The sequence below is a fragment of the Spirosoma horti genome, from assembly GCF_054776595.1.
On the sequence record NZ_BAAHBQ010000005.1, the window covers coordinates 457,823 to 484,028 of the forward strand.

19 protein-coding genes and 1 tRNA gene are annotated in these 26,206 nt (G+C 49.6%); 10 read left to right on the top strand and 10 right to left on the bottom strand.

Features of this window, described 5'->3' with window-relative positions; all coding sequences use genetic code 11:
• Positions 1-9: 9 nt before the first annotated feature.
• Positions 10-483: a hypothetical protein gene (locus ACYVAM_RS16970; RefSeq protein ID WP_461069069.1), complete on the bottom strand. Its 474-nt coding sequence runs from the start codon at positions 481-483 to the stop codon at positions 10-12.
• A gap of 264 nt (positions 484-747) precedes the next feature.
• Positions 748-993 (bottom strand): hypothetical protein, encoded by a 246-nt coding sequence (locus tag ACYVAM_RS16975; protein ID WP_461069071.1) that lies wholly within the window; start codon positions 991-993, stop codon positions 748-750.
• A gap of 578 nt (positions 994-1,571) precedes the next feature.
• On the opposite strand from ACYVAM_RS16975, the gene ACYVAM_RS16980 reads away from it, so the two are divergent.
• Positions 1,572-2,957: a hypothetical protein gene (locus ACYVAM_RS16980; protein ID WP_461069073.1), complete on the top strand. Its 1,386-nt coding sequence runs from the start codon at positions 1,572-1,574 to the stop codon at positions 2,955-2,957.
• A 723-nt stretch (positions 2,958-3,680) separates the two neighbouring features.
• Here the strand turns inward: ACYVAM_RS16980 and ACYVAM_RS16985 are convergent.
• Positions 3,681-4,088 carry a response regulator gene (locus tag ACYVAM_RS16985; RefSeq protein WP_461069075.1) on the bottom strand — a complete coding sequence of 136 codons (408 nt, stop codon included), beginning with the start codon at positions 4,086-4,088 and terminating at the stop codon, positions 3,681-3,683.
• A gap of 214 nt (positions 4,089-4,302) precedes the next feature.
• Here ACYVAM_RS16985 and ACYVAM_RS16990 point away from each other — a divergent pair, with 214 nt between their 5' ends.
• On the top strand, positions 4,303-4,716 hold the full coding sequence (locus tag ACYVAM_RS16990; protein WP_461069077.1) for a response regulator: 414 nt from the start codon (positions 4,303-4,305) through the stop codon (positions 4,714-4,716).
• Between the two features lie 484 nt (positions 4,717-5,200).
• On the opposite strand, the gene ACYVAM_RS16995 is transcribed toward ACYVAM_RS16990, so the two are convergent.
• Positions 5,201-5,440 carry a hypothetical protein gene (locus ACYVAM_RS16995; protein ID WP_461069079.1) on the bottom strand — a complete coding sequence of 80 codons (240 nt, stop codon included), beginning with the start codon at positions 5,438-5,440 and terminating at the stop codon, positions 5,201-5,203.
• A gap of 582 nt (positions 5,441-6,022) precedes the next feature.
• Between ACYVAM_RS16995 and ACYVAM_RS17000 the strand changes: the two genes are divergently transcribed.
• Together ACYVAM_RS17000 and ACYVAM_RS17005 are read left to right on the top strand one after the other, a co-directional pair.
• A complete protein-coding gene (locus tag ACYVAM_RS17000) occupies positions 6,023-6,469 on the top strand; it encodes a LexA family protein (protein WP_461069081.1) in 447 nt (148 codons plus the stop codon).
• Entirely contained in the window at positions 6,469-7,752 is a 1,284-nt protein-coding gene (locus ACYVAM_RS17005; RefSeq protein WP_461069083.1) for a Y-family DNA polymerase, read from the top strand. The genes ACYVAM_RS17000 and ACYVAM_RS17005 overlap by 1 nt, the downstream gene beginning before the upstream one ends.
• A 148-nt stretch (positions 7,753-7,900) precedes the next feature.
• Here ACYVAM_RS17005 and ACYVAM_RS17010 read toward each other — a convergent pair whose 3' ends face one another.
• The 6 genes from ACYVAM_RS17010 to rpoN all read right to left on the bottom strand — a co-directional run bounded on the left by ACYVAM_RS17010 (position 7,901) and on the right by rpoN (position 13,921).
• Positions 7,901-9,217, bottom strand: coding sequence for a phage integrase SAM-like domain-containing protein (locus ACYVAM_RS17010; RefSeq protein ID WP_461069085.1), 1,317 nt, complete (start codon positions 9,215-9,217; stop codon positions 7,901-7,903).
• A 559-nt stretch (positions 9,218-9,776) separates the two neighbouring features.
• Entirely contained in the window at positions 9,777-10,646 is an 870-nt protein-coding gene (locus ACYVAM_RS17015; protein WP_461069087.1) for a DNA/RNA non-specific endonuclease, read from the bottom strand.
• A 106-nt stretch (positions 10,647-10,752) separates the two neighbouring features.
• A tRNA-Arg gene (locus tag ACYVAM_RS17020) sits at positions 10,753-10,826 on the bottom strand.
• A gap of 53 nt (positions 10,827-10,879) precedes the next feature.
• Positions 10,880-11,677, bottom strand: coding sequence for an enoyl-CoA hydratase/isomerase family protein (locus ACYVAM_RS17025; RefSeq protein WP_461069089.1), 798 nt, complete (start codon positions 11,675-11,677; stop codon positions 10,880-10,882).
• A 49-nt stretch (positions 11,678-11,726) separates the two neighbouring features.
• On the bottom strand, positions 11,727-12,365 hold the full coding sequence (locus ACYVAM_RS17030) for a hypothetical protein (protein WP_461069091.1): 639 nt from the start codon (positions 12,363-12,365) through the stop codon (positions 11,727-11,729).
• Positions 12,366-12,475: 110 nt separating this feature from the next.
• On the bottom strand, positions 12,476-13,921 hold the full coding sequence (gene rpoN, locus ACYVAM_RS17035; RefSeq protein WP_461069093.1) for an RNA polymerase factor sigma-54: 1,446 nt from the start codon (positions 13,919-13,921) through the stop codon (positions 12,476-12,478).
• A 152-nt stretch (positions 13,922-14,073) separates the two neighbouring features.
• On the opposite strand from rpoN, the gene ACYVAM_RS17040 reads away from it, so the two are divergent.
• The 6 genes from ACYVAM_RS17040 to nadE all read left to right on the top strand — a co-directional run bounded on the left by ACYVAM_RS17040 (position 14,074) and on the right by nadE (position 26,125).
• Positions 14,074-15,585: a nicotinate phosphoribosyltransferase gene (locus tag ACYVAM_RS17040; protein WP_461069095.1), complete on the top strand. Its 1,512-nt coding sequence runs from the start codon at positions 14,074-14,076 to the stop codon at positions 15,583-15,585.
• A 2-nt stretch (positions 15,586-15,587) separates the two neighbouring features.
• Entirely contained in the window at positions 15,588-16,520 is a 933-nt protein-coding gene (locus tag ACYVAM_RS17045) for a phosphatase domain-containing protein (RefSeq protein ID WP_461069097.1), read from the top strand.
• Between the two features lie 233 nt (positions 16,521-16,753).
• Positions 16,754-19,249, top strand: a complete 2,496-nt coding sequence (locus ACYVAM_RS17050) for a S9 family peptidase (protein WP_461069099.1) — start codon at positions 16,754-16,756, stop codon at positions 19,247-19,249.
• A 295-nt stretch (positions 19,250-19,544) separates the two neighbouring features.
• Positions 19,545-22,766, top strand: a complete 3,222-nt coding sequence (locus ACYVAM_RS17055) for a TonB-dependent receptor (RefSeq protein ID WP_461069101.1) — start codon at positions 19,545-19,547, stop codon at positions 22,764-22,766.
• A 25-nt stretch (positions 22,767-22,791) separates the two neighbouring features.
• On the top strand, positions 22,792-23,655 hold the full coding sequence (locus tag ACYVAM_RS17060) for a glycerophosphodiester phosphodiesterase (protein ID WP_461069631.1): 864 nt from the start codon (positions 22,792-22,794) through the stop codon (positions 23,653-23,655).
• Between the two features lie 370 nt (positions 23,656-24,025).
• Positions 24,026-26,125 (top strand): NAD(+) synthase, encoded by a 2,100-nt coding sequence (gene nadE / locus ACYVAM_RS17065; protein ID WP_461069103.1) that lies wholly within the window; start codon positions 24,026-24,028, stop codon positions 26,123-26,125.
• Positions 26,126-26,206 lie beyond the last annotated feature (81 nt).

Sequence of the window (26,206 nt, forward strand, 5' to 3'; positions counted from 1 at the left end):
AACTCAGAATTAAACTAACATATAAATCAACACAAGCAATAGAAATACAACCCCTAAAACAGCCAGTGTTGTTCTTTTTTTAAATCGGTTTACTTTTATGTCCAGCAGTTTGAGAAATCGGTAGGCCGCTTTTATGCCCTTTCTTTTGTAAACGCCAAGGGCTTCCATCGGGACGTTTTGTCCGGCCTGGTCAAGCTGCCCCGACTCATAATCGGCGTAAAATTTATCCTTCCTATCGCCGAAGGTGAGAGCGTTGAACTGGCTTTGATCTTCCTGCTGCCGTAGGTCTTCTTCTTCAGCATTCCACTTATTGCCACAGACCAAACATTGCCGGTCCCGGTTATCATGACCAAATAAATCAGTCAATACCTGGTCCTCCTTTTCCCGGGTGAGCGTTATGTCTTCAACAGGCATCGATGGCTTAATGCCGACCTCGACTACCTGATCGGACTCACACTTTGGGCAAATCACTAAATCACTCATTACGATCAACCAGATGGTTTGTTTTGATAGTTTACGGGGAAGGCTTTTAAGTCAGTAACTTAATCTATTGTTGACTCCAATAGAGCTGGCTTGATCTACAAATGAGTCAGGGCATCAATTCGATACTAGCCTTGGGTTGTACCTGCAGATCAGCACTAACTGATTGAATGGAATAGATCAGCCAAATGGGACATGGGAGCCATAATAACAAAAAGCCTACCACTAATCAGTAGCAGGCCTCCTAAGTCAATTCGATAAACGGCTCTAATCACTGCCTTCCACTTTAACTAGTTTGTTGTACAAGCCTAGTATCAAAAAGGGAGCCGCCCACTGGCCAATGAACAGGCTGCGATCCCGGTCACCCTTATATTGCATGTATAGCGAAGCGCCCATTGAACCCAAGGCTGCCCACAGGAACAAGTCAGAAGGCAACTTAGCCGTTTGTTGTTCAATCGTCTTAGCGACAGGTCCTTCTTTGTGCTCTGGATTTGGATTGTCTGGATTAGCCATAAGGTTATATCAAAGTTGAGAGATTACCCCTACAACAGAACGTTTGCCATAAGGTTTGACTAGATACAGTTTAGGCTAATCAAACCTGCTCCGCTGATTAATGATAAAGTGAATGCCTGGAAATGTATTAGTGTCCTAGTTTAAATATTCCCTCTCAGTTGACCGTCTCTTTTCTAGCAATCTATTGATTCGGGCTTCAATCTACAACTGTCTCAGCGCAGTAGCCTGGACGTATTGCGGGCGGGCTACTAGTCAATAGTTTATTTGCCCCTATGAACACTGAATGATGAATGTTTTATGATCATTGACCTTATATGGTATAATTTTTCAAAATATATTTAAAAATTATACCATTTGTTTGAAAATGTATCTATTTAATTTACTATCTGTCTTTATTGTGACTTAAAAGTCAGCTATAAATCGTACTGTGTTCATACATTATCTTAGAGCGGGTGTAATATCCATCATGATGAAGTGTTGGATAGTAGATAATGATTAATAACTTTTCCGCTAGCGGTAGGTAGGTAGCGTCTGACAATCAGACTATTTTCTGAGTTTAATACCATTTAGAGACCTCTATGTTCTGCAGAAGAAGAAAACCTAATCGTTGGCAACGGGCTGCCTTAGCCCGGACTAAGGCAGGCGGAGGTAAAGCCTCTCATCCTGCTAAATTCCCTGGCTTAAGGACCCAATCACCGCCACCATTAGCCACTATTATTAGAGATAAAACTCCTATTAGAGAAAAAACACCAGCGGAACTGCTAAAGGAATTAGCAACTCCAAAAGTCTTTGAGGGGCCAGATGTCGACGTTCAAAGGCTTAGTGATACTTTAGATAAAATGATTGATCAAAAGCCCGAGAAAGATAGATCAAAATATAATTCCTCTTGCGTAGGTGGAATAGTGTTAACTGAAATGGATGAAGGAGATAGCGTATATGACTTAATAAGCAAAGCCAGCCTTGTTAAGCTTGAGAGTAATGCTGTTAAAAATAGTAGTTATGACTTAGTGCAAAAAGCAGGCATTGAAAACGATATTATTATTAATACTTTGGCCACAATGGAAAAGGCTGGCCAGCTTGAGTATTTACAGAAGAGCGGAGTAATAAACGAAAACTGGAAGATAATTATTGAAGTCCATTATACCAAAGTGAGATTTCAAACTACCACTAATTTACACAAGGATACAATTGGGCAAACACTATTTGTTAATCTTAATTATGTAAATGATAAAGAGATTTCGGGTCCCGAGTATATTGTCAATCCGGCAAGCAGCGAAAAGTACGAAGCTCACATTGCCCGCAATTTGCCAACAGAATTTATCAGAGATCTAAGGAGAGCAAAAGAACTCCTTCCTATTCCGACTGAATTTGGTGCTACTAGAATTCCCAAATATGGCGTAGTTGCTTTTGTCGATGAAGCTATTCACCACAAGACACCCTCGGTCGAGCATCGTACGATCGAGCCTACAAAAATTGTTGAGGTATATGCTGATATCAACAAAGCTTACATTGATTACAACAAACAAAAATGGGGCTTGTGGCCATTTATTACATTCTTGGCTCATAAGTATCGAAGTAGATCTAACGAATGGTACAAAATATTTCAAAAAATTAACCGGTCGCCCACAGATAAATTTACTCGAGCCGAATTAGTTAAAGTTCTTCCAGAGCGTCAAATCGATTTGTTAATAGGTGGGGGCCCGAGATTTGAAGAGGAATTTGACAGCGCCAGCATTCCTGAATATCAGGAAATAGACAAAACTAAATCGAGGGTGCCGGTGAAAAGACCAGGGCAACCTGCTTTAAAGCGGCAGATGAGTAGGGACTTATTGAAAGGCTCATTACCTAAGCGAATGGCAAAAGATGAACATCGCAAATTTTTTCGTACCTGGGTACGAGCTGTGCCCCGCCGAGAAGCTGATTTGTCAAACAGAACTTTGCCGTCAGAGCATAAGTCGATATGACATATCTCATAATCGTACAATAACCATGTCTGACTTGACACCGGGTATGATGTAGGTAATACGCTTATTAAACCGTGTAGGAAGTGTATGATATGCAGGTGAAAACAAATCTTTTTATTTTTTCTGCCACCCTTGTTACTTCTGCAAAATCCTGCGTCTAACCTTTGTAATCGAAATCGCCCGGCTCCCTGAGTTGGGCATTTTTGTTTCGTAGCGGTCAATCTGGAGATGCGAAAACTGCTTATTAGCCAATTCTTGGGTGCGAATAGTACGAAAAGTCATACACTGCCTCAAGCTAGGCTAAACTCCATAATCTGCCTTTTTATAAATTTTATCCACAGGGCAGAAGAGTATCAGAGATTACGTTTCGAAAAAGGGGTATAGGGGGGGAGACCTATGGCTGAGGCAAAGCCCCTTTATGTGTTGATTTGAGTTAATTTAGTAAGTTAATTAACCCCCTCTGATGTGCTATCGGCAGGTGAGTAATTGTGAAGGGACTCGGCGAAGGGGTGTGTAGGGATGTTTGTGGGGTTATGCCTAGACTACAAAAATTGAAGAGAAATGGGAAAAAGTGCCTTTATAGGCTGATTTAAATTAAATGGGTTAACTAATACCCCTGCAATGTGGACTGACTTTGGCGGGTTTAAAACTAGGGTATTTCCATTACAAGGTCCCTACTAGTAGCTCCTGTTGTTACAATTATAACTCCTTATCCTGTACTTATTAACCACGCTTGGCGGCTACATGCGAACTTACTTTCGAGACCGCAGCCTGTAAATCATTCAAATTTGATGGTTTTTGCAAATGATCAGCCGCCCCTAGCCGCAGGGAGGCTTCCCGCTGTTGTTCATCTACCTCGGCCGATAGCATAATCAGACAGGCCTGCTGACAACTGGGGTGGAGTAATAAAGTACTCAACCATTTCATTTCCTCTCCATCGGGTATTACTCCATCCATCACTAAAGCTACTGGCGTATCCTTTCCTAGGCTGGTCGCCGAGAAATACGCACTGATGGAGTTAAACCAGTACAGTTCCAGATGCTGAGCCCATGAGCTAAAGCCATGTTGCCAGAATATGTAGTCATCTTCATCGGCATCCAGCAGGGCAACCCAGGGCTTTATCGTATTCATCGGAGGTAGTGTATTTAGTGTCGTAAAACAGCTACTTAGGATAAGCGCATTCGGAAGTCCTTTGTTCAGTGAACTAGTTAGTCGATAAGGTAACAAACAGAGCGCATGCTACCTAAATTCATTGTACTATTGTCTGATGAATGGCTGACAGGCTGATCATATAGAAGACTATTGAGATGTCCCCTTTTATCCATTGTAACCTTCAGCCTTACTGATGACCAAAAACTCCTACACCTGCGTCTTTGTGGCCGATGATGATGAAGACGACCGCTACTTGCTGAATAGTGCTTTCGCTAAGAATAGCCCCCAATGCCAGCTCGCCTTTGCTCACGATGGTCTGGCCTTACTAGAAGCCCTGGAACAAAGCGGATCGACACCTGAATTAATTATTCTGGATTTAAATATGCCCCGGCTTAACGGATTCGAGGCGCTAAAACAACTTCGGGAACACCCGCTTTACCAATCTACGCCCATTGTTATTCTGACCACATCTGATGAGGAGCAGGATCGACAACGAGCACAGGTACTTGGTGCCAGCGAGTTTATTACCAAGCCTATAAATGGAACATTACTGAGTCAATTAGTCATCCGGCTGCGGGGAGAGTGGCTGGTAGGTCGATGCTGTTAGACTTTGGCCGTTACTATAGTCAGTCATGCGTTTAACCTATGAAAACGGAATTGCCCAGCTTTCCGAGTTGGGCAATTCCGTTTCGTAGCGGTCCAGCTGTCACGAAGATAAACCCACTCTGAAAAGGCGTATCGGCATTAGCCTAACCGACCTGGACGAGGTCGTCAAAATCAGACGTAAACTTTTTAAGACAGATACCGAAGTGAAAAAAGGCTTGGTTGGAAGCCCAAATAGTATGATTAAGACCTTATCTGTAAGTTTTCAGGTGCTCTTCTTCAGGCAGTGGCTTCTTGGCAGGCCTGTTGGGGAGACCTGCTTCAAGTAGCTCGTGGACAATCAGTAAAAGGGAAGTCCACAAAAAGTCATAAATACGTATAAACATATAAAAATAGACAGTGAAACAAATAAAGGGTCACTACTTTCTTGACCACATTGTCTCAAATCTTATCAAACGCAAATACATTTAAATGAAAGCCATCATACATTAAGACGATGCTAGAAACAACCCGACGCCTTGCAATAGCTGGTAGAATACAAAATCAAGGGCATCGAAATCTGGCGTAGCTGGATCCGAAATAACCACCTTGGCGCTTCGCTTCTGACGGGTGGTGGTGCCTCCATCCATACGCCCAATACAGCCAAGAGCGAATTGAAATGGTTCAGGTGACCGATGGAAAAGCATTATCCGTGTCCCGCCGTCGATGGAAGGTGTTGCTAAAGACAAAACGGGATGAATAAGTATTCTTTAAAACAGCCAGACCTCAGTAAGATCTGGCTGTAGCTGACATGCATTATTATATTAACTCAATGCGATCGCTAAATAAGGTAGACTAGTCTCTACAGGCAATAATATTTATATGGTAAAAAACAGCCGTCGTCCATTGGACAGCGGCTGATATAAACATTTAAGTATCTAATGTAATTATAGAAACAAACGTTAGTATATATGTTTATATTTTATATAGCCCGTATACTTAACTACTCTGTTATGATTGGCGGGGCTTATTTTGTTATAACTCGGATGGTCCGTCAGCTACCTTCTTGACCAATTCACTCGACACCACTGCAACTGTACAGGTATCCGCCTTGATCTTGAGCTTTCCCGAAGAAGTCCAAGCTATCACCATTCCCGTGTAATAGCCCCGTTCATAGCCATTAATTAATCTGGTAATCCGCACCCGATCGCCCGGAGAAATGACCATTTTCATACCCAATTCATTTGCGTGTCAAGATTATTTCAATATACTACACTTGCAACATATATAACAAAAGTATAATATAGCGTCTTGTGCATATTTTTGACGCTATGATTGACAGGATAGATCACCTTGATGAAGGAGCGATGGTGAAGGTGACAGCCTCCACTAAATACCTGATTCCCTTCTTTTCTTCGCTCGTTCAGGGTGGCTTTCCCAGCCCGGCCGAAAGCTATCTGGACAAAGTCTGTGATCTCAATGATTTGTGCATCACCAGCCCCGAGGCTACCTATTTTGTGCGTGTCACCGGGGATAGTATGATCGGTGATCGGATCGAGCCAGGTGATGTGTTGATTGTGGATAGTTCTCGTACACCTTCCGATGGCAAGATTGTCATTGTGTGGTACGACGGTGGCCATGCAGTAAAACGAATCCGGTACGCGGATAAGTTAATTGTCCTGGAGTCATCGAATCCGAAGTATTTACCCATTTACGTGCATCCGGGAGAGAACTTCTCTATTGTGGGCGTAGTCACTTATAACCTGCAAAAGTTCTGATGATGCTAGGTTTAGTCGACGCCAATAACTTCTACGCCAGCTGCCAGCGTAGCTTTGATCCGAGCCTGATCGGCCGACCGGTGGTGGTACTCTCCAACAACGACGGCTGCGTGGTAGCCCGCTCGAACGAAGCTAAGGCCTTGGGCATCAAGATGGGAGTTCCCTTCTTTCAAATGGCTGAGCTGATCGAACAGTATAACGTTGCTGTCTTTAGCTCCAACTACACGCTCTACGGGGATATGAGTGCGCGGTTGATGAGTACGCTCACGCATTTTGTCGAAGACGTTGAGGTCTACAGCATCGATGAAGCGTTTATTCAGGCTGATGGGTACGAGGGACTCTATCCCAGTTATCGTGGCCTAGGCGAGTCCATTCGCTCCACCGTGGCTCAGTGGCTCAGGCTTCCGGTCTGTGTAGGTTTCGGCCCAACTAAAACGCTGGCCAAACTGGCTAACCGGATAGCCAAACAGCGTCCCGAATTGAACGGTGTCTGTGTGCTGGATAACCCAGAAGCGATTGATGAGGTGCTGTTTGATTTTCCGGTAGGTGATCTGTGGGGTGTTGGCCGTCGCTATGCGGGTATGCTCAAGAAAAACGGGATCACCACCGCAGCCCAGCTGCGGGACGCCAATGATGATTGGGTAAACCAAGTGATGACCGTCAACGGCTTGCGTCTGGTACACGAGCTGCGGGGCTTTCCCTGCCGGATGCTGGAAGTGGGTCAGCCACCGAAGAAAGCCATCATCACGGCGCCGTCGTTCGGTAGGCTTATCCCAGACCTGAAGACCATTACTGAGGCCATGACCACGTATCTGGGCAAGGCCAGCGAAAAGCTTAGAAAGCAGGATTCACTGTGCAGCACGATGACGGTTTTCTTACACACGAACCGGTTCAAAAAAAGCCCGAACGGGCAACCCGCGAAGCAGTACTACAATGCCAGGACGATTACCCTGCCTCATCCAACCGCCAGCATCACTGAGCTTGTTCGTTATGGTGATTTGGCGCTACAGTCCATTTTTCAGTTTGGCTATGCCTATCAGAAAGTAGGAATCATTCTGTCGGGCTTTGTGCCCAGCGATTACCGCCAGAAGGGAATCTTCATCGACGGACCCGACGAGCGATTGGTTAAGTTATCCGTTGTTATGGATCGGCTTAATCAGCGACACGGTCGGGGAACGATCCAACTGGCCAATCAGAGTTTTAGTCCCGACTGGGAGCACAATCGAAAGTATCTTTCTCCCTGCTACACAACAAAGTGGAGTGAAATTCTTAAGGTACGATAAGGGTTTAGTAGGTAGCGGAGTAAAGAGATTGTTTTGTAATGGCCAGCGTTCTTCCGTACTCCTAGAGAAATGATGATTTTATTGAAATCGGCAGCGCCGGTTTGTCGTTCCTTATTCTGTTTAAAAAGTGGACGTTCAAGTAGGCAATCTACAACGTGTCCGAGCCAGTGGCAGGAAAGCCCGCCACCAGACCCCGACCATGAAAGTTGGCCGCTAAGGAAGGATCGCGGTTTAAGCGTTCCATGTTGATATCGACCAGATCGCTCAGCAGCGATAAATAACACCGCTCAAACACCGCAAGGGCGCGGATGCCCAGAATCTTGCGCACCGCTTCGGCCTGGTAGCCTCGAATCAGAAATAAAGCTCCTGCGGTCTTTCGGCAGACTTTGGTTGTCAGCCGGAAGGGCAGATTCAACCTCTCCTCCAACTTATGTAAATTCTGATTCATCCGCTGGGGGCTGAGAGCCGTCCACTCGTGGATTTGCAAGAGTAATCGCTTGGTTTCAGGAAGCAGCGGGATGTGACTAAAGCCCCATTCGGGCAAGGCCCCTTTCACCTGATGAAATTTGAGTCGGCGCCAGACGATCTTTTCGCCGTAAGGTAGGGTCTGAATGTGGGGAGTCGGATCACTCGCAAAGGCGACCGCATCCGTGTAGTCCAGGCCAGTATAGCAACAGAACAGCGCCCAAAGCCGGACCTGATTGAGCAACGGTGATAAGCCTTCCAGATCAGCTAACTGTTCAATTTGCTTGGGCGACAGACACACCACCACTTTGGCAGCCTCCCGTGTGATTTCAATGCTTTGGAGTTTGTTGTAGGCAATCATCTCCCGCTCGACGGCGTAATGCAGCGTCTCCCGAATGAAGCAGAAGTAGCGGGCTGCGATGTCCTCGGATTGATCGTTTTCGCGCAACCAATGATAAAAGTTGCGCCCCCAGACAGGTGTTACCTCACTCAAGGATAAATGAAGTTGGTGGGTCTGGCTCAAATAGTCCCGCAAATGGCGATGGGCCAGGTACCATTTGTGAAGGGTGGATTTATTTTTTCGTTCGGACAGCGGCACGCGGTTCAGATAGGTCATATATTCATCAAAGACGACCATCAACTGAGGTGAAATCAGCTCTCCTGTTGTCCAGTGATGGTGGACCAAGTCCGCTGTAGGCTGCTGGTCAGCCCGAATTAAATCCCGCATAAGCTGACGATGCTGGGCGCGAATCTCGGATAGGGTTTGGTTGATCACCAGGGTTTCAGAAGGGTAGCCTTCGAGTTTTTGTCCCTTGGCATTCCATTGCAAGGCCAGCACAAAGACGCCTGATCCGTAGGGTGGGCAGCTCGTCCCCTCCACCCGCAGATGACATTGAAGTTCGCAAAGCCCCTGGTTGAGCTGGGCGGGTAGTTCAAACAGAAGCGCTAGTTCCATGCGTTGGCGGTTGAGCGAAAAGGAAAGCGGTTGCTGGGTAAGCATAGCTTGCGTCAGGGTTTTAAGGTAAGAAAAGCGAACAGCCAAAGTGCCAACTTACACAAAAGCCCCACCAGTTATGGCAGGGCTTTGTATTGGTAACGAAATAATAATGATCGCTTCTTCAGCAGCTGTTTAACCCGTTTCTTAATCTGGCGGTTGCCGTTCTTTCGCGTCATCTGACATGATCGCCGAGGGACCGTAGCCAGGTTAGTTTATAGAACAGATATATGTTTTATTCAAATTCAGTCAACGCATACAAGTTACACCTTTTTTAAAAACAGCTAATTAACAGATATCATGACACCCTGCTTGAAATCTAGCCCGAATACATAAAGCATAGCCCATTTCTTCTTCGAATAAGGCCCTTTAAAATTGATAAAATCAATACATTCATTAATCATCGGTAGTAGTTGAAAGTAGCTCATATAAAAATTCTAGTTGTACTCACGCTGCTTTCGCAGTCAATATAGTACTTTCTTTAGGCCCGCTGTATAACTAATCTTACGTAGAAGGAATAAACATTGAGGTCAAGGTTAGAATTAGCTTTATGTTTTACTAGAAGCTATAAAGCTAAATTATCTGCTTTCGCTTCAATTACCTGCTGCACGTCATTTGACACGCTCGACAGCAAGTTGTATCCAGTCTGCTTCTCCACCTCATCTACACTCACCCGAAAACCTGGCCAGGGTTGTTCGCCCACATTATTAGTGTTGGGCATCCAGACCGCAATAACACGCGTCTGAGTATTTATCCGGTTCACATCATCCGAACCCACAGGCAACACCACGATCAACTTCCAAAGTGCAGCAGGAACGGTAAGCTTACCACTGGCTATGCTTGTAGCCTTCCCATTATCACCTTCACCACCTTTGCCGTAAGTGCCCGCAATAATGTATAACTCGTTGCCTTGAGCTACCAGGCTCCGGCAATAGTCCTCCAGCCTTAGCCATGATTGGCGGTTAAGCTGCGGTGCCTGGGGTACGATGTTGGTTAGGATGAATGTCGTCCGATTCTCCTCGGCCGTACTATCCCGATCATCAGAAGGGCAGAGGTGGCCACGGTCAAAGCCGGTGTTTGTATAATCAGCATGCCGGGCCTGATACCATGTAGCGAGTAACGATTGATCAGGAATGAAATTACCGGCGTAGCGAGTAGCTGATCCTTTCCAGGCAGCGCTGAGGTGCCAGCTACACCAGTTAGCGATGCCGGTGGATTGATTGTAGGAAAGCGAATAAGTCGGGCGGATAACTAAGTAAGCGTTCGGACTAGTTTCTGATTTTTTGGCACCATCAGGGTTACCCATCGCCATATTGTCATCACGAGTTGGCGTTGTGTAGGCCGGAATGGGCACGCTGGCCTGCTTACATTGGTCGAGTGATAAAATGAGCAAGAAACCAATAAAAAATCTGCCAATTTGAGTGCGAAATGCCATGATTCAACGCCTTAAAGTGAATCGCATATAAAACCCCATGTATGCAAATCCGTATGCAAAAAAATAGCCATTCACAAGAATTAACTCGTAAATGGCTGGTAATCAGTGCACTCGTAGGGATTCGAACCCCAAACCTCCTGATCCGTAGTCAGGTGCTCTATCCAATTGAGCTACGAATGCATTTCCCGTTGATTGGGAGTGCAAAAGTAGGGATAAAAAAGACGTTTGTCAACCTATTTTCCGGAAAAATTTGCTTTACGCTTCATCAGAAAGGCCCCAATGCCTTCCGCAGCATCGGCCGAACGGCCTATTTTGTCCTGATTGTCAGCTTCTTGTTCGAGCTGGTGAGCCAGATCAGACTGCAACGATTGATTCAATACTTTTTTCATTAGCCCAATAGCCAGGGTAGGAGCGGAGGCATAATACGCCACAACGGTATCGACAGCCGCATCCAGTTCCGGCGTGGCCACCGAGCGGCTCACCAGACCCATCTGGGCCGCTTCGGGTCCGTAGACGCGTCGGCCGGTGCTGCATAGCTCAAACGCACGTTGCGGACCAATAAGCCGGGGCAGAAAGAAGGTCGATCCCGCGTCGGGCATCAGGCCGATGTTGACAAATATCTGGCTGAAATAAGCCTCATCGGCGCAGATAACCACATCGCAGGCCAGCGCCAGTGAACAGCCCGCCCCGGCGGCTACACCGTTGATGCGGCCGATAACCGGTTTGGCTACGTTGCGGATCGCCTGAATCATGGGGTGGTAGGTAGTTCGGAGGGCGTCGCCCAGCGCAAGCTGCCCACCCGAAGAAGCCGCATTCGTGACGCCTTCTTTCAGGTCAGCGCCCGATGAAAAGGCTTTGTCGCCCGCGCCGGTGAGAACGATGACCCGGACCTGCTCATCGGCCCCTGCGGCTTCAATGGCGGCCGTAATGTCGCGAATCAGGCCGGGGCTAAGGGCATTGTATACCTGGGGTCGGTTGAGGGTGATCCGGCAAACCGTGTCGGTGACGTTGTAGAGAAGGTTATCGTACATGGCAAAAGGTCATAAGGGAAAAGCCCGATTTGTTAAGTCGGGCAGGAAGTTAAAGAAACCAATATACGGTAATCAGGCTAACCAGCAGGCCAAGCGCCAGCCCGGCACTAACCTGACCGGGAGTATGGGCATTGAGCCTGAGCCGGGCACTCGCCACAAAGCCCGACAGCATCACCAGCAGCAACAAGGGTATGAACAAATCGGTCAGGCCAAACTTGAGCATCAGGCTACTGATAATGCCCACTACACCCCCAATGCCCACGCCATGTGCGCTGATTTGCCAGGATAGGCTGATGAGGCCCACAAACAGAATCGAGACGGCAATACTGCCAATAATGACGCCTATTTCGGGCGCCAGCGTCGACAGTACCTGCATCTGAAACGTGAACAGATAGGCCGTAATCAGGTAGATCAGGGCCGTCAGAAAATACGGCAATCGACGGTCGGCCAGCGTGTTCAGATACAGGCTTTTGACGTATCCATTGCGGTAGAGATAATAGATAAGCACGGACGGAACCATGAACGTGCCCACAAAAATAAGAACCAGGATGCTCAGTCTCAGCGAGGGAGAAAAGACGTCCAGCCCCAACACAGTCGGTACACGAAACAGCAACAGGGCAAATAAGAATGTCGGCATCAGCAACGGATGAAGAACCGCCGACAGGAAGTGGGCAAAACGGGAGGTCAAAGGAAAGTATGAATTATAAATGATGAACGATCAACGATCGATGGAGCCGGCGTTGACCTGTTCCACAAAGTTAACAACTCAAGGCATTCATCATTTATAATTCATTCGTCTTACAACTGCTTCCTGAGCCGGGCTACCGGAATGTTGAGTTGTTCGCGGTATTTGGCAACGGTTCGGCGGGCAATGTTGTAGCCGCGGTCGTTCAGTATTTTCTCCAGTTTGTCGTCTGAGAGCGGGTGAAGCTTGGGCTCCGCATCGATCAGGTCTTTCAGAATGTTTTTCACTTCCCGGCTGCTGACGTCCTCGCCCGTATCGGTCGAGATGCCTTCGGAGAAGAAATATTTGAGCGGATAAATACCAAATTCGGTTTGTACGGCCTTGCTGTTGGCCACCCGCGAGACCGTCGACACGTCCATGTCGATCAGGGTGGCAATATCTTTCAGGATCATGGGCCGCAGCCGGGACTCATCGCCGGTCAGGAAAAAGTCATACTGGTACCGCACAATGGCGTTCATGGTCTTGAGCAGCGTTTGCTGGCGTTGCTTGATGGCGTCGATAAACCACTTGGCCGCATCCAGTTTCTGCTTCACGAACGAAACCGTTTCTTTCAGGTTTTTATTCTGCTTTTTGCTCTTGTCGTAGGTATCGAGCATGTCAGCAAAAGAGCGGCTGATCCGTAACTCGGGGGCGTTTTTAGAGTTCAGCGTCAACTCCAGCTTGCCGTTGTTGTTGGTCAGCAGAAAATCGGGGATCAGGTATTGAATATTCCCCGATTCGCCTTCGATAGAACCTGGCTTGGGGTTCAATCGGATAATGATGTCAATTACCCGTTTGAGCGATTCATCGCTGATGTTGAGCCGGCGCTGGATTTTATCGTAATGCTTTTTGGAGAATTCGTCGAAGAACTCGTCGATGATCCGAATCGCCAGCACATTGTAGGGGTCCGACTGGTCTTTGCGCCGAAGCTGTAGCAGCAGGCATTCGGGCAGGGACCGGGCGCCGATGCCTGCCGGGTCGAACGACTGAATTTTTTGCAGCACTTCTTCCACTTCATCCGCATCGGTAAATACGTTCTGGGAGAAGGCCAGATCGTTGACAATGGCCTGAATCGACCGCCGGATATAGCCGTCGGCTTCAATGCTGCCGATGAGCTGCAGGCCAACAATGCGTTGTTCTTCGGTTAGTTGCAGATAGCCAAATTGTTGAAGCAGGGAATCTGTCAGGCTTGAGCTGGTTGCCAGGGGCATATCGCGTTCTTCCTCGCCATAGTTCCCATCGCCCTGCATTTTATACCCGGCATAATCTTCATCCTGAATGTAACTATCTATATCGAGGTCATTGTCCCGGTCTTTGTAGTCGTCGGTTTCATCGTAGGGGTCCTCCTCTTTCTGGTCATATTCTTCGTCCATACCCTCTTCCAGAGCCGGATTTATTTCCAGTTCTTCCTCAATGCGCGTATCCAGTTCAACTGTCGGTATCTGTAACAGTTTGATAAACTGAATCTGCTGCGGAGACAGCTTCTGTTGAAGGGATTGCGAAAGACTTAATTTCTGCATGGTGGTACTGCGAGCTGTGGATGATCTTGTTACGTTGAGTGAGTAAGAGTCTGGTTAAAAGGGCCCCTCACAATTATTAGGCCAAATTAACCAAAAAATGTTTTTCTCTGCACGATTTTCTATAAACCTTCAACACCTTACCTTCGTAGTGTATGACAAATAAGCTTTATGACACCTCGCTCAGCCTGCTGACCGATTTGTATCAGGTAACGATGGCCTATGGTTACTGGAAAACGAAAACGTCGGAAAAAGAGGCCGTTTTTAATCTCTATTTTCGGAAAAATCCATTCAATGGGGGCTTCACCATTGCCTGTGGCCTGGCCAATGTGATCGGCTATATCGAGAATTTCGGCTTCTCGAAAAAAGACTTGCGCTACCTCCGAACCCTGACCGGAAACGATGGTAAGCCTCTGTTCGAAGACGCCTTCATTGACTATCTGGCCGATCTGAAACTAACCTGCGACATCGAAGCCATACCCGAGGGAACCGTCGTTTTCCCGAATGAACCGCTGGTGCGCGTGCGGGGGCCTATCTTACAGTGCCAGTTACTGGAAACGCCCCTGTTGAATCTCATTAATTTCGAATCGCTGATTGCCACCAAGGCGGCCAGGCTCCGGCTCGTGGCCGAAAAAGACACCTTGCTCGAATTTGGCTTACGTCGGGCGCAGGGTGTCGACGGGGGCATGACGGCCAGCCGGGCGGCCTACATTGGCGGCTGCGATGCCACGTCCAATGTGCTGGCGGGCAAACTCTATGACATTCCGGTTCGGGGGACGCACGCCCACAGTTGGGTGATGTCGTTTGATGATGAGCAGCAGGCGTTTGATGCCTACGCCGATGCGCTGCCCAACAATGTGACGCTGCTGGTGGATACGTACGACAGTTTGCAGGGGGTCCGGCATGCCATCGAAACCGGCCGGAAACTGGTGCAGCGCGGCTACAAACTGGCGGGTATACGGCTCGACTCCGGCGATCTGGCGTACCTGAGTATCGAAGCCCGCAAACTTCTGGATGCCGCTGGTTTTCAGGATACTTCGATCGTTGCCAGCAATGACCTGGACGAAACGATTATCAACAGCCTGCGGCAACAGGGGGCAAAAATCAATATCTGGGGTGTGGGCACAAAACTCGTAACGGCCTTCGACCAGCCCGCTCTCGGCGGTGTTTATAAACTGGCGGCCCTTCGGCACGAAGGGGTGGCCGGACAAACGGCTAATGGGAAAGCCCCGACCTGGGAATACAAGATGAAACTGTCTGAACAGGCGATCAAAACATCGACGCCGGGGATTCAGCAGGTACGCCGGTTTCGCGATGAACGGGGTTTTCTGGCCGATATGATTTACGACTTGGAAAGCATGGACAATCGGAGCAACGAAACAGCCACGATGATCGACCCGCTTGATTTTACCAAACGCAGGCGGTTTGAGGCTACGCAGGACTATGAGGATCTGCTGGTTTCCGTATTTCAGTCGGGCAAGTGCGTCTATTCTCTGCCGGACATTCACGCTGTGCGGGAGCGGGTCCAAACCCAATTGGCCAATCTGCACCCTGGCGTAAAACGATTTGTGAATCCGCACACGTATCCGGTAGGGCTCGAAAAAGGGCTGCATGAACTGAAAACAGAACTGATTTTAACACTTCGCGAAGGCCAGACGCAGGTGTAACCATGAAAAAAGTTATTATTCTGACGGGCTTGAGCGGCAGCGGAAAGTCGACGTTTGCGCAACGATTCTGTCTCGAAAACGCCAATTGGCTGCGCGTTAACCGCGATGATCTACGGCGTAGCCTGCTGCCGGTTTCGCTGGGAGAATACTGGAAAAACTGGCCTGAGCCGGAGAGAGACCGGATTGAAACCCTGGTGAATGAATTGCAGAAAACGGCTATTCTGGAGGGATTAAAGCGAGGATGGCATGTGCTGATTGACAACACCAACCTGCGGCAACGCTATATTAACGAGTTTCGCAAACTCCTGATGGCACATTTCGATGAAGTTGACGTCAGCTACAAACTGATGGATACGCCCCTTGGGGAGTGCATCCGGCGCGACAGCGCCCGGCCCGATTCGGTAGGGGAGAACGGGATTCGACGGCAGGCCGGGCAACTGGCTATTCTGAAAGCGAATTTCAAATTTGAGCCGGAAATTTTGCGCCGAAATGCCACCGCCAACGGTCCATCGCTGCCCTACTGTGTGCTGGTCGACATTGACGGCACAGTCGCGCAACGCGGAGACCGCTCGCCCTTCGACTGGCAGCGGGTGGGCATTGATACGCCCAAGTGGCCAGTTATCCGACTGGTTCAGGCGCTAAAGTCGTCGGGTTACACCATTATATTTTTCTCGGGCCGCGACGCCATTTGCCGGTCCGAAACGATGGCGTGGCTTGAGCAGTATTTTGAGTGGAAATCGGCCGACTATCAATTGTTTATGCGTCCCCGCAATGACAACCGGAAAGATTTTATTGTAAAACATGAACTGTATGACCAGCACATACTCGGGCGCTACCAGGTCGAGCTCGTCATCGACGACCGCCAGCAGGTCGTCGATCTGTGGCGTCGAACGCTTAAGCTAACCTGCGTACAAGTGGATTATGGTGATTTTTAATAGTTGTTTTTCCTTATAAATAGGAAGTAAATGGCTAAAAATGAAAAATCATGTTTGGCAAAGCTTCCTTAAGTCAGACTATATTCTAATTATTTTTTAATTTTGTCATGTCATAGATTTTGCTTGAAGCTCTTTCTGATTACCGGATAACCTCACCTTATCCTCGATATAGCTCAGGCAAAAAGCCTATGTCTGTTTGTGCTCTCTTCTCATTTGAACCAACCTTTTATTCGATGCTTCACGACAGAACTACTCAACAAAGCCGCTGGATCCTGCTTGTTTCCCTGCTGGCGGTTTCGCTGGCCGGACAAGCCCAGGACGCGGTAAGCTACCAAACACCGCCAAAGCCGTTGGCTGATCTGGTAACAACGCCACTTACGCCAACCGTAAGCATGTCGTCGAAAGGGGATATGATGCTCATTCTGGAGCAGGCTTCGGCCCCCAGCATTGCCGAACTGGCTCAGCCTGAGTTAAAACTGGCGGGTTTACGCCTGAATCCGGCCAACACAGGGCCCAGCCGCGCCCGTTACATAACGGGGTTGACTCTTAAAAAGCTAACCGACAAAGAGGCAAAAGCCATTGCGGGACTGCCTGCCACACCCCTCATCAGCTTTGTTCAATGGTCACCAGACGGAACGAAAGTGGCGTTCGCCAATTCGACCGATAGCCAGATTGAGCTCTACATTGCCGATGTCGCTACGGTAACGGCTAAAAAGGTTGGTTCTGTGGTACTCAATGCCACGCTGGGCGTCCCATATCACTGGGTATCTGACAGCAAAAGCCTGATCGTCAAAACGGTTCCCGCTACGCGCGGTCCCGCCACTGAGGTAAGTCGGGTGCCCGCTGGTCCTACCACGCAGGAAAACGTGGCTGGGGCCCGCGGTCAGGCGCCAACCTACCAGGATTTGCTGAAAAGTCCTTCCGATGAGCGGCAATTCGCGTTTTACACCACGGCGCAGGTCGCCCGGGTAGGCCTGGATGGCTCGATGACCAGCATCGGGCAGCCGGGTATTATCCTGTCGACCGATCCGTCGCCGGATGGTAAGTATGTCATGATCGAAACCGTTCACACGCCATTCTCATATCTGGTGCCGGTTGGGCGGTTTCCGCTCAAAACCGAAATTTATGCCATGGCCGGTTCGCTGGTGAAAACCCTGAACGATGGCCCTTTGCAGGAAAGCGTTCCTTACAGCCGCGACGGAGCTCCCACCGGCCCCCGCGATTTCACCTGGCGGGCCGATGCACCGGCTTCCGTTTATTACACCGTTGCGCAGGACAAAGGCGACCCGAAAGTGAAAGCCGATATTCGGGATAAAGTCTTCATGATCGAGGCCCCTTTCTCGGCTACGCCGAAAGAAATTTATGCCGCTCAGTTCCGGTTCGAGAACTTCGAATGGGGGAATGAGTCTACCGCGCTGGCTACCGAACGGTGGTGGCAGAACCGCAAAACCATTACCAAAACGGTTAATCCCGGCAATTGGCAGACCGCCGTTCTTTTCGATCGTTCGTATGAAGATCGCTACACGAACCCCGGTCAGCCCGATATGAAACAGAATCAATATGGACGGGATGTGCTGAATCTGCTGCCCAATGATGAGATTCTGATGCTGAATGCCATTGGCTCGTCACCGCAGGGCGACCGGCCGTTCGTCAGCCTGCTGAATCTGAAGACCAAACAGACGCGCGAACTCTGGCGGTCGGCGGCCCCTTATTTCGAGCGGCCTGTTGCGGTGCTGGACGCGACAAGACAGGTGATTTTAACCACCCGCGAAACGCCCGATGAGAACCCGAATTATTTCGTTCGGAATTTGAAAGCCAGAATCGCACCTATTCAGGCAACGTATTTCCCGCATCCCTACCCACAGTTGAAGGGTGTTCAGAAGCAGCAGCTTCGCTACAAACGGGCCGATGGCGTTGAACTAACGGCTACGCTCTATTTGCCCGTTGGTTATAAGAAAGAACAAGGGCCATTACCCACCTTCCTGTGGGCTTACCCGGCCGAATTCAAAAGCAAAGAAGCTGCCAGTCAGGTATCCGGATCGCCCTACCAATTCAACCGGATCAGCTACTGGGGTGGTGCTGCCTTCGTAACGATGGGGTACGCCATTCTGGACAATGCCAGCATCCCGATTGTAGGCGAAGGCGACAAAGAGCCCAATGATACCTATGTGGAGCAACTGGTATCGAGCGCGAAAGCGGCCATTGACGAAGGTGTCCGGCTGGGTGTGGTCGATTCGAGCCGCGTGGGCGTAGGTGGCCACTCGTATGGGGCCTTCATGACGGCCAACCTGCTGTCGAACAGTAAGTTGTTTAAAGGAGGTATTGCCCGGAGTGGTGCCTATAACCGTACGTTAACACCTTTTGGATTCCAGAATGAGCAGCGTAGCTACTGGCAGGCTCCGGATGTGTACAACAAAATGTCGCCGTTTATGAACGCCGACAAAATGAAAACGCCCCTGCTGCTGGTTCATGGCGAAGCGGACAACAACACGGGTACGTTCCCCATTCAGTCGGAACGGTATTACAATGCCCTCAAAGGGTTTGGCGCGACCACAAGACTGGTGTTTTTGCCCTACGAAAGCCACGGCTACACCGCCAAAGAGTCGCTCCTGCATATGTTGTGGGAAATGAACGGCTGGCTGGATAAGTACGTAAAAAATCCCGCCCCCGCTGCGACGGGTCAGGCGAATAAAGCTGGCAAACTAAGCGGAGGAAACAACGAGAAGTAGGGGATAGACAACTACCCAAAAGTAAGATGTACAACAAAGCCGGACTGGATTTATCTAGTCCGGCTTTGTCTTTATAATTCATAAGCCAGCGTGTGGTTATCTGGTTGACTTGAGCAAAAGACAACCGCTGGCAGCAGGAGTTACCGTTAAATAAAGGAATTTGGTATTTTAATAAGTTATTTTTGAATTTTATAGGATTGCGTTGGTAAGCATGATAATTTGATAATGTTAAAATAATATTAAAGACATATAGTAATAGTCTCTTTGCAGTTCGAAAAAAACGCTTATCCTCTGCATGAAAAAACAGCTCTATTTAAGTCTTCTTTTGTTACTCTTCGTTTGTTTCACTATCAACAAAACCGTAGCCCAAACAACACAGGCGTCTATTTCGGGCATCATCACCGAAGGGCAGAAGTCACCGCTGCCCGGTGCGACCGTCCGGGTGCGCAATGAGTCGACGGGTTTCTCGACCGGAACCGTTACAAACGTAAAAGGTGAATATTACTTCAAGGAAATTCCGCTAGGTGGCCCGTATACAGTTACTGTGACAGCGGTCGGTCTGGGCGAACAGCGCCGGACAGGGTACATGGTCAATCAGGGCGACGACATCAAGGTCAACCTGACTATGCAGGAAACCGGGCAAGACCTGGAAGTGGTACAGGTCGTGGCGTCGGGCCTAAAAAACAAAACCGATATTCTGGGTGCGGCTACGGCCATCAACGCGAAAACGCTGGTGTCGTTGCCCGTCAACGGCCGGAACTTCACGCAGCTGATCAACCTGTCGCCCCTGACAAACAGCAGTGGTAGTCTATCGGGGCAGCTTGGCTCGTCGACTAACTACACCATCGACGGTATGACCGCGAAGAACCCAACCTCGGCTGGTTCGACCACGAGCCGTAGCGGTGCGCCGTATTCCATTTCGATTGAAGCGGTTCGCGAATTCAAGGTGATTACCAACCAGTACGACGTCGTCTACGGCCGGGCCGGGGGCGGTTTAGTGAGTGCCGTGACGAAAGCCGGTACCAACAAACTGACGGGTAGCGTATTTAACTATACCCGCGCCAACTGGCTGTCGAGCAAATATGACATTCGGGGTAACCTGCGGAATGTGCCGTTCTCGACCAATCAATTTGGGTTTTCGCTGGGTGGACCGATCATCAAAGACAAGCTGCATTACTTCGTGGTCTGGGATCATCAGCAGGATTCGCGCCCGTTGATCATCGCCGACATTCAGACGCCCCTCGATGAGCGCCGGTTCAATGTAACGAACGCGACCCTCAATCGTTTTGTGGAGATTGCCCGCAACAAGTACGGGATGGCCAATACGCAGCAGTTTGGTACCTTTCCCAAAAAGCGGGGTACCGATGCGGCCTTCGCTCGTATCGATTGGCAGATCAATTCAAATAACCTGCTAACGATCCGCGACAACTACACCAATGACCGGAACAAGCTGGGTCTGGCCGACAATACGTCGATCAACGCCTTTGAATCGTACGGCAACGATTATAACGTCGACAATAGCCTGCTGGCTACGCTCCGTACGACGTTTACGCCCAAAATTACCAACGAACTGAAGCTGCAACATCTGTACACGTACCAGAAAAGCAGCCCCGGCGATCAGCTGCCGGCCGCCAACATTCCCCGTAATATTGTGGAAACCGTGCGGTCGACCATTGAAGGCGGTACATTGTCGACCAACATCCAGATGGGGGGACACCGCTTCGCGCAGGAAGGCTTCACCAACAACGTGTTACAACTCGTCGATAACTTTTATTACAATACGGACAAGGTGCAATACACGTTCGGGGTCGACCTGATGTATACTCACGCGAAATCGCTGTATGGTAGTGAGGTAAACGGGCGGTTTCATTACAACGAAACCAGCAGCACAACGAACGGTGTCGTGACGGTAACGTCTGCACTTGACAACTTCAATAACCTACGGCCTTACCGTTTTTACCGCGAGGTGCCGCTCGTAGCTGACCCAACCGTTTACAGCAGCATTTTCAACACAGGCGCTTACGGACAACTGAGTACCCGGCTGACACCAGGGCTGGAAATGACGGCGGGTCTGCGTTTCGACTATTCGATCTATCCTAAAGCACAGTTTAATCAACTGGTATTCGACGAACTGAAACTACGCACCGACAACCAGATCAAGAGCTTTATTCTGCAGCCGCGCATTCAGTTTAACTGGGACGTAAACAACCAGCACCGTGACTTTGTCCGGTTTGGGGCAGGTGTATTTGCATCCGATATCAACAACTACATGCTGATCAATAACCTGACTTTTGACGGCAAGCATTTCGCCACCGTCGATGTACGGGATGCCAACGTGCCGACACCTGATTTTGCGGCCTACCGGAGCAACTATGCCAGCATTCCGACGCTGGCGCAGTTTCAGGTGCCGACAATCAACATGACTGGGCCAAACGCTAAGATACCAACGCTGTATAAAGCCAATATCTCGTATTCGCGCTTCCTGACCGACAAGCTGAAAGTGGGTATTTCGGGCTATATGTCGCTGGGCCGGAATAACTACATGTACGTTGACCGCAACATGGTGACAGACCCATTCTTCCGGCTTGCTAACGAAGATAATCGGGGCGTCTATGTACCGCTGGCGAGTATGCCTACCAGTGGTGTAGGCGACTGGCAGCAGGGGCGTCTTAGCCAGAAGCTGGGCCGGGTGCTGGAGCTAAACAGCGAAGGCCGCGTCAATCAGTTTGCCGCCGTTGTCGATGCAACCTGGCAGTATTTCCGCGATGGTGAAATCACGGCCAGCTATACCTGGAATGATGCCCGCGACAATGTTACCTACAATGGTAACGTGGCCAATACGGCTACGCTGTCTTTACCGGTGAAAGATGACCCGCGCAACCTGAGCAAGATGACCTATTCCGACAATCAGTTCCGGAACAAAGTCGTGTTCTACGGTACGCTGCCCTCGTTCTTCGGGATCACGCTGGGCGTCCGTTACACAGGTATCGGTGGTACACGCTACTCGCTGCTGTCGGGTGCCAACACCAACGCGGACTTCGTCGCCACGAATGATCTGGCGTTTGTCTTCGACCGCAACAGCGCGGAAGTGCCGACCAACGTTCGGACGGGTCTGCAAACACTGCTCGATAATCCTGACGCCAGCCAGAGCCTGAAAAACTACATCAATGCTTATTCGGGTAAGATTGCCGAGCGCAACGGTGGTATCAATGGGTTTTATGGCGTACTCGACATCCGGGCGCTGAAGCGGTTCCGGATTCACAAGAGCCACGCTATCGAAGTGTCTGCCGATATCTTCAACTTCGCTAACTTGCTGAACCGGAATAAGGGTACAAACTTATCGCTGGGTACGCAGTCGCTGTACGCACTGGGTGTTCCAGCCAGTGGAGGAAATGCGGCCATACCCGCCTTCAGCCAGTCGACGCAGCGGTATAATTACCGGGTCAATAACTCGGGAGCCATAACCCCGTCGGGTGACCCGTTCCAGATTCAGCTTGGCGCACGGTATAGCTTCTAATGAATTAGCACATATTATGAATACAATGAAAAAGTTAGGATTACTGTCTCTGTTGCTGGGTTCTCACGTACTGATGGCGCAACCCAATTTCAATCGGGAAGGCCACCGGGGAGCCCGCGGGCTGATGCCGGAGAATACGGTTCGGGCTATGAAAAAAGCGATGGACCTGGGTGTTCAGACGCTGGAACTGGATGTGGTGATTTCGAAAGATAAACAGGTTGTTGTCTCGCATGACAATTACATGTCGTCGGATATTTCCCTGAAGCCGGATGGCACACCCGTTACGGCTGAAGAGCAGAAAAAAATCAACCTCTATCAACTGACCTATGCGGATATCAAGAAGTATGATGTGGGAAGTAAGCCGCATCCACAGTTTGCCCAACAGCAGAAATTCCCGGCCTACAAGCCACTGCTTTCGGAGTTGATCGACTCGGTCAACGCATATGCCAAAACGAAGGGGCTTCCCATGCCGATGTTCAACATCGAAATTAAATCCAATCCGGCAACCGATGGCGTGTATCATCCCGAACCAACGGAATTCGTCAATCTGGTGATGGCGGTTCTTCAGAAACAAAAGTTGGGCAAGCGGCTGATCATCCAGTCGTTCGATGTCCGGCCTTTGCAACTGATCCATAAGCAACAGCCCGATATTTCGCTCTCGTACCTGACCGCGAATGCCAAAACACTGGATGAAAACCTGGCTGCACTAGGCTTCAAGCCCAATACCTACAGCCCTTATTACAAATCGGTAACCGCCGAAACGGTGAAGGCCTGCCATGATCAGGGAATATCAATTATTCCCTGGACGGTGAATACAAAAGCCGAAATAGACAGCCTCAAACAGTTAGGGGTAGATGGGATCATCACCGATTATCCAAATCTGTTTTAAAAGCCGTCTCGCATACATTCGTTACGTTGACGCCAGCAAAAGCCGGGATGAAGTAAAACTCGCCCGGCTTTCTGCGTTGGTCGGTAGTCGCAATTTTGTGGTGTCAACGGTGAAGTCGGGTTCTTAAACCCGACTGCCAGGGTTTTGAGAATCGCAACTGGTTCGCCGGGACGGTCGGTGACCCGGCTGACAGCACAGCATAATAGATTTTAGTATCGTTTCCCAACTCATTCCAGCGACATCAAATCTATTTTCGCCCATCTTTGTTATCCTTGTAACGTTGTTCTAATTACTGAACGAAGTGGGCGGGCCTTTACTCGCCATAGCGACAGCACGCTCATTTTGTTCATTCGCTCTTTCGCCATTATACATGAAACTTCTCAAAGTAGCCGCTGGCGTCCTGAATCAAATCCCGCTAGACTGGGAGCATAACAAGAAAAATATTATCAGTGCCATTGAGGAAGCCCAACGACAGAATGTTAGCCTGTTGTGTCTGCCTGAATTCTGTATCTCGGGCTACGGCTGCGAGGATGCGTTTTTTGCCCAGAATACCATCGATCAATCCATTGCTTCGCTGCTGGAGATTGTTGAGTACACAAACGATATTGTGGTGGCCGTCGGTCTTCCCTTGCGGCACAACAACCGCACCTTCGATACGGCTTGCCTGATTGCCAACAAGCGGATTCTGGGCTTCACGGCCAAACAGTATCTGGCCAATAATGGGGTTCATTATGAAACGCGCTGGTTTCAGCCGTGGCCACCGTTTGTTCGGGACGAAATCAAAATTGGTGATTTTACCTATCCTTTTGGCGATGTCGTGTATGACTTGTCGGGCGTGCGCGTTGGTTTCGAGATTTGCGAAGATGCCTGGGTAGCCAGTCGTCCCGGCCGTCTGCTCTATGAACGGGGTATCGATGTTATTTTGAACCCAACGGCCAGTCATTTTGCCTTTCTGAAATCGCAGGTGCGGGAACGGTTCGTTGTCGATGCATCCCGCTCGTTTGGCGTCAGTTATATATATGCCAACATGCTGGGCAATGAAGCGGGCCGGATCATTTATGACGGCGACTCGATGGTAGCCTCCAACGGCGAACTGCTGGTATCGGGCCCTCGCCTGAGCTATGAAGATTTTGTGATCGTTCCAGCCGTCATCGACATTGAAGCGACCCGCCTGAACCAAACGCAGAACCGGGCCAATATTGCGCTGGCGTACCCAAATCTACGCGTAACGGACCGGTTCGAATGGCCCGACATTGCCCCCGTCATCCAGAAAGCGCAACTCGAAGGCTGGGAGCGGGGCGGTTACCTCAAAGAAGAAGAATTTGCGCGGGCCGTTGCGCTGGGCCTGTTCGATTACCTGCGCAAGAGCCGTTCGCAAGGCTATGTGCTTTCGCTGAGTGGCGGGGCCGATTCGTCGGCTATTGCCGCACTGGTTTTTCTGATGATCCGGATGGCCATCGAGAACATTGGCCTGGATGGCGTCAAGAAAAAACTGAGCTACATCAAGGCGATTCAGGACTGCAAAACGGCGGAGGAAATTATGGGTAAGCTGCTGACCGTGATGTACCAGGGAACACAGAACTCGTCGGACGATACGTTTAATTCGGCCAAAGAACTGGCCGACGATATTGGCGCGACCTTCCTCAATATCAACATCAATGGATTGGTGGAAACCTACACTGGGCTGATTGAGGAACAATTGGGCCGCAAATTGTCGTGGGATACCGACGATCTGGCGCTGCAAAATATTCAGGCGCGGGTGCGGGCTCCGAGTATCTGGATGCTGGCCAACATCAACAATGCTTTGTTGCTAACCACCTCGAACCGCTCCGAAGCGGCCGTTGGCTACGCTACTATGGATGGTGACACGGCGGGCAGTATTTCGCCCATCACGGGTATCGACAAACATTTTCTTCGCGGCTGGCTGCGCTGGCTGGAAACGGTGGGTCTGAACGTGAAAAACGCCCCCGAACCCACCGACCGCACGGCCTCGACCAGCTCGCCAGCGGAGCCTGATGAGTTAATTAAAGTAAGAGGCCTGAAAGCGGTCAATAACCTGCAACCCACCGCCGAACTCCGGCCACAGGACAAGAAGCAGACCGATGAAGACGATCTGATGCCCTACGATGTGCTAAACTCGATCGAAGAGTCGGCCATCCGCGACAAGCAATCGCCGGTTGAGGTGCTGAAGTTGATGGAGGTTCGGTATGCGGGCCGCGACGGCGGACCGGTTCATGACCGCGACAAACTCCTGCTTTGGGTGGAGCGATTCTTCAAACTCTGGAGCCGAAATCAGTGGAAACGCGAGCGCTACGCACCCTCGTTTCACCTGGACGACCACAACCTCGATCCCCGCTCGTGGTGTCGCTTCCCAATCTTGTCGGGCGGTTTCGAAAAAGAACTGGCAGAAATGCGCGACTGGGCCAATGAACAGAAGCCCAATGGGCGAAAAGGTAAAATTGGGTTTTAGGGAAAAGGGCGTAAATTGGCCGCATACAATAGGTTTCTAACGTGACATATTGTAGGTCTCGTATCGAATTTTGATGATTTT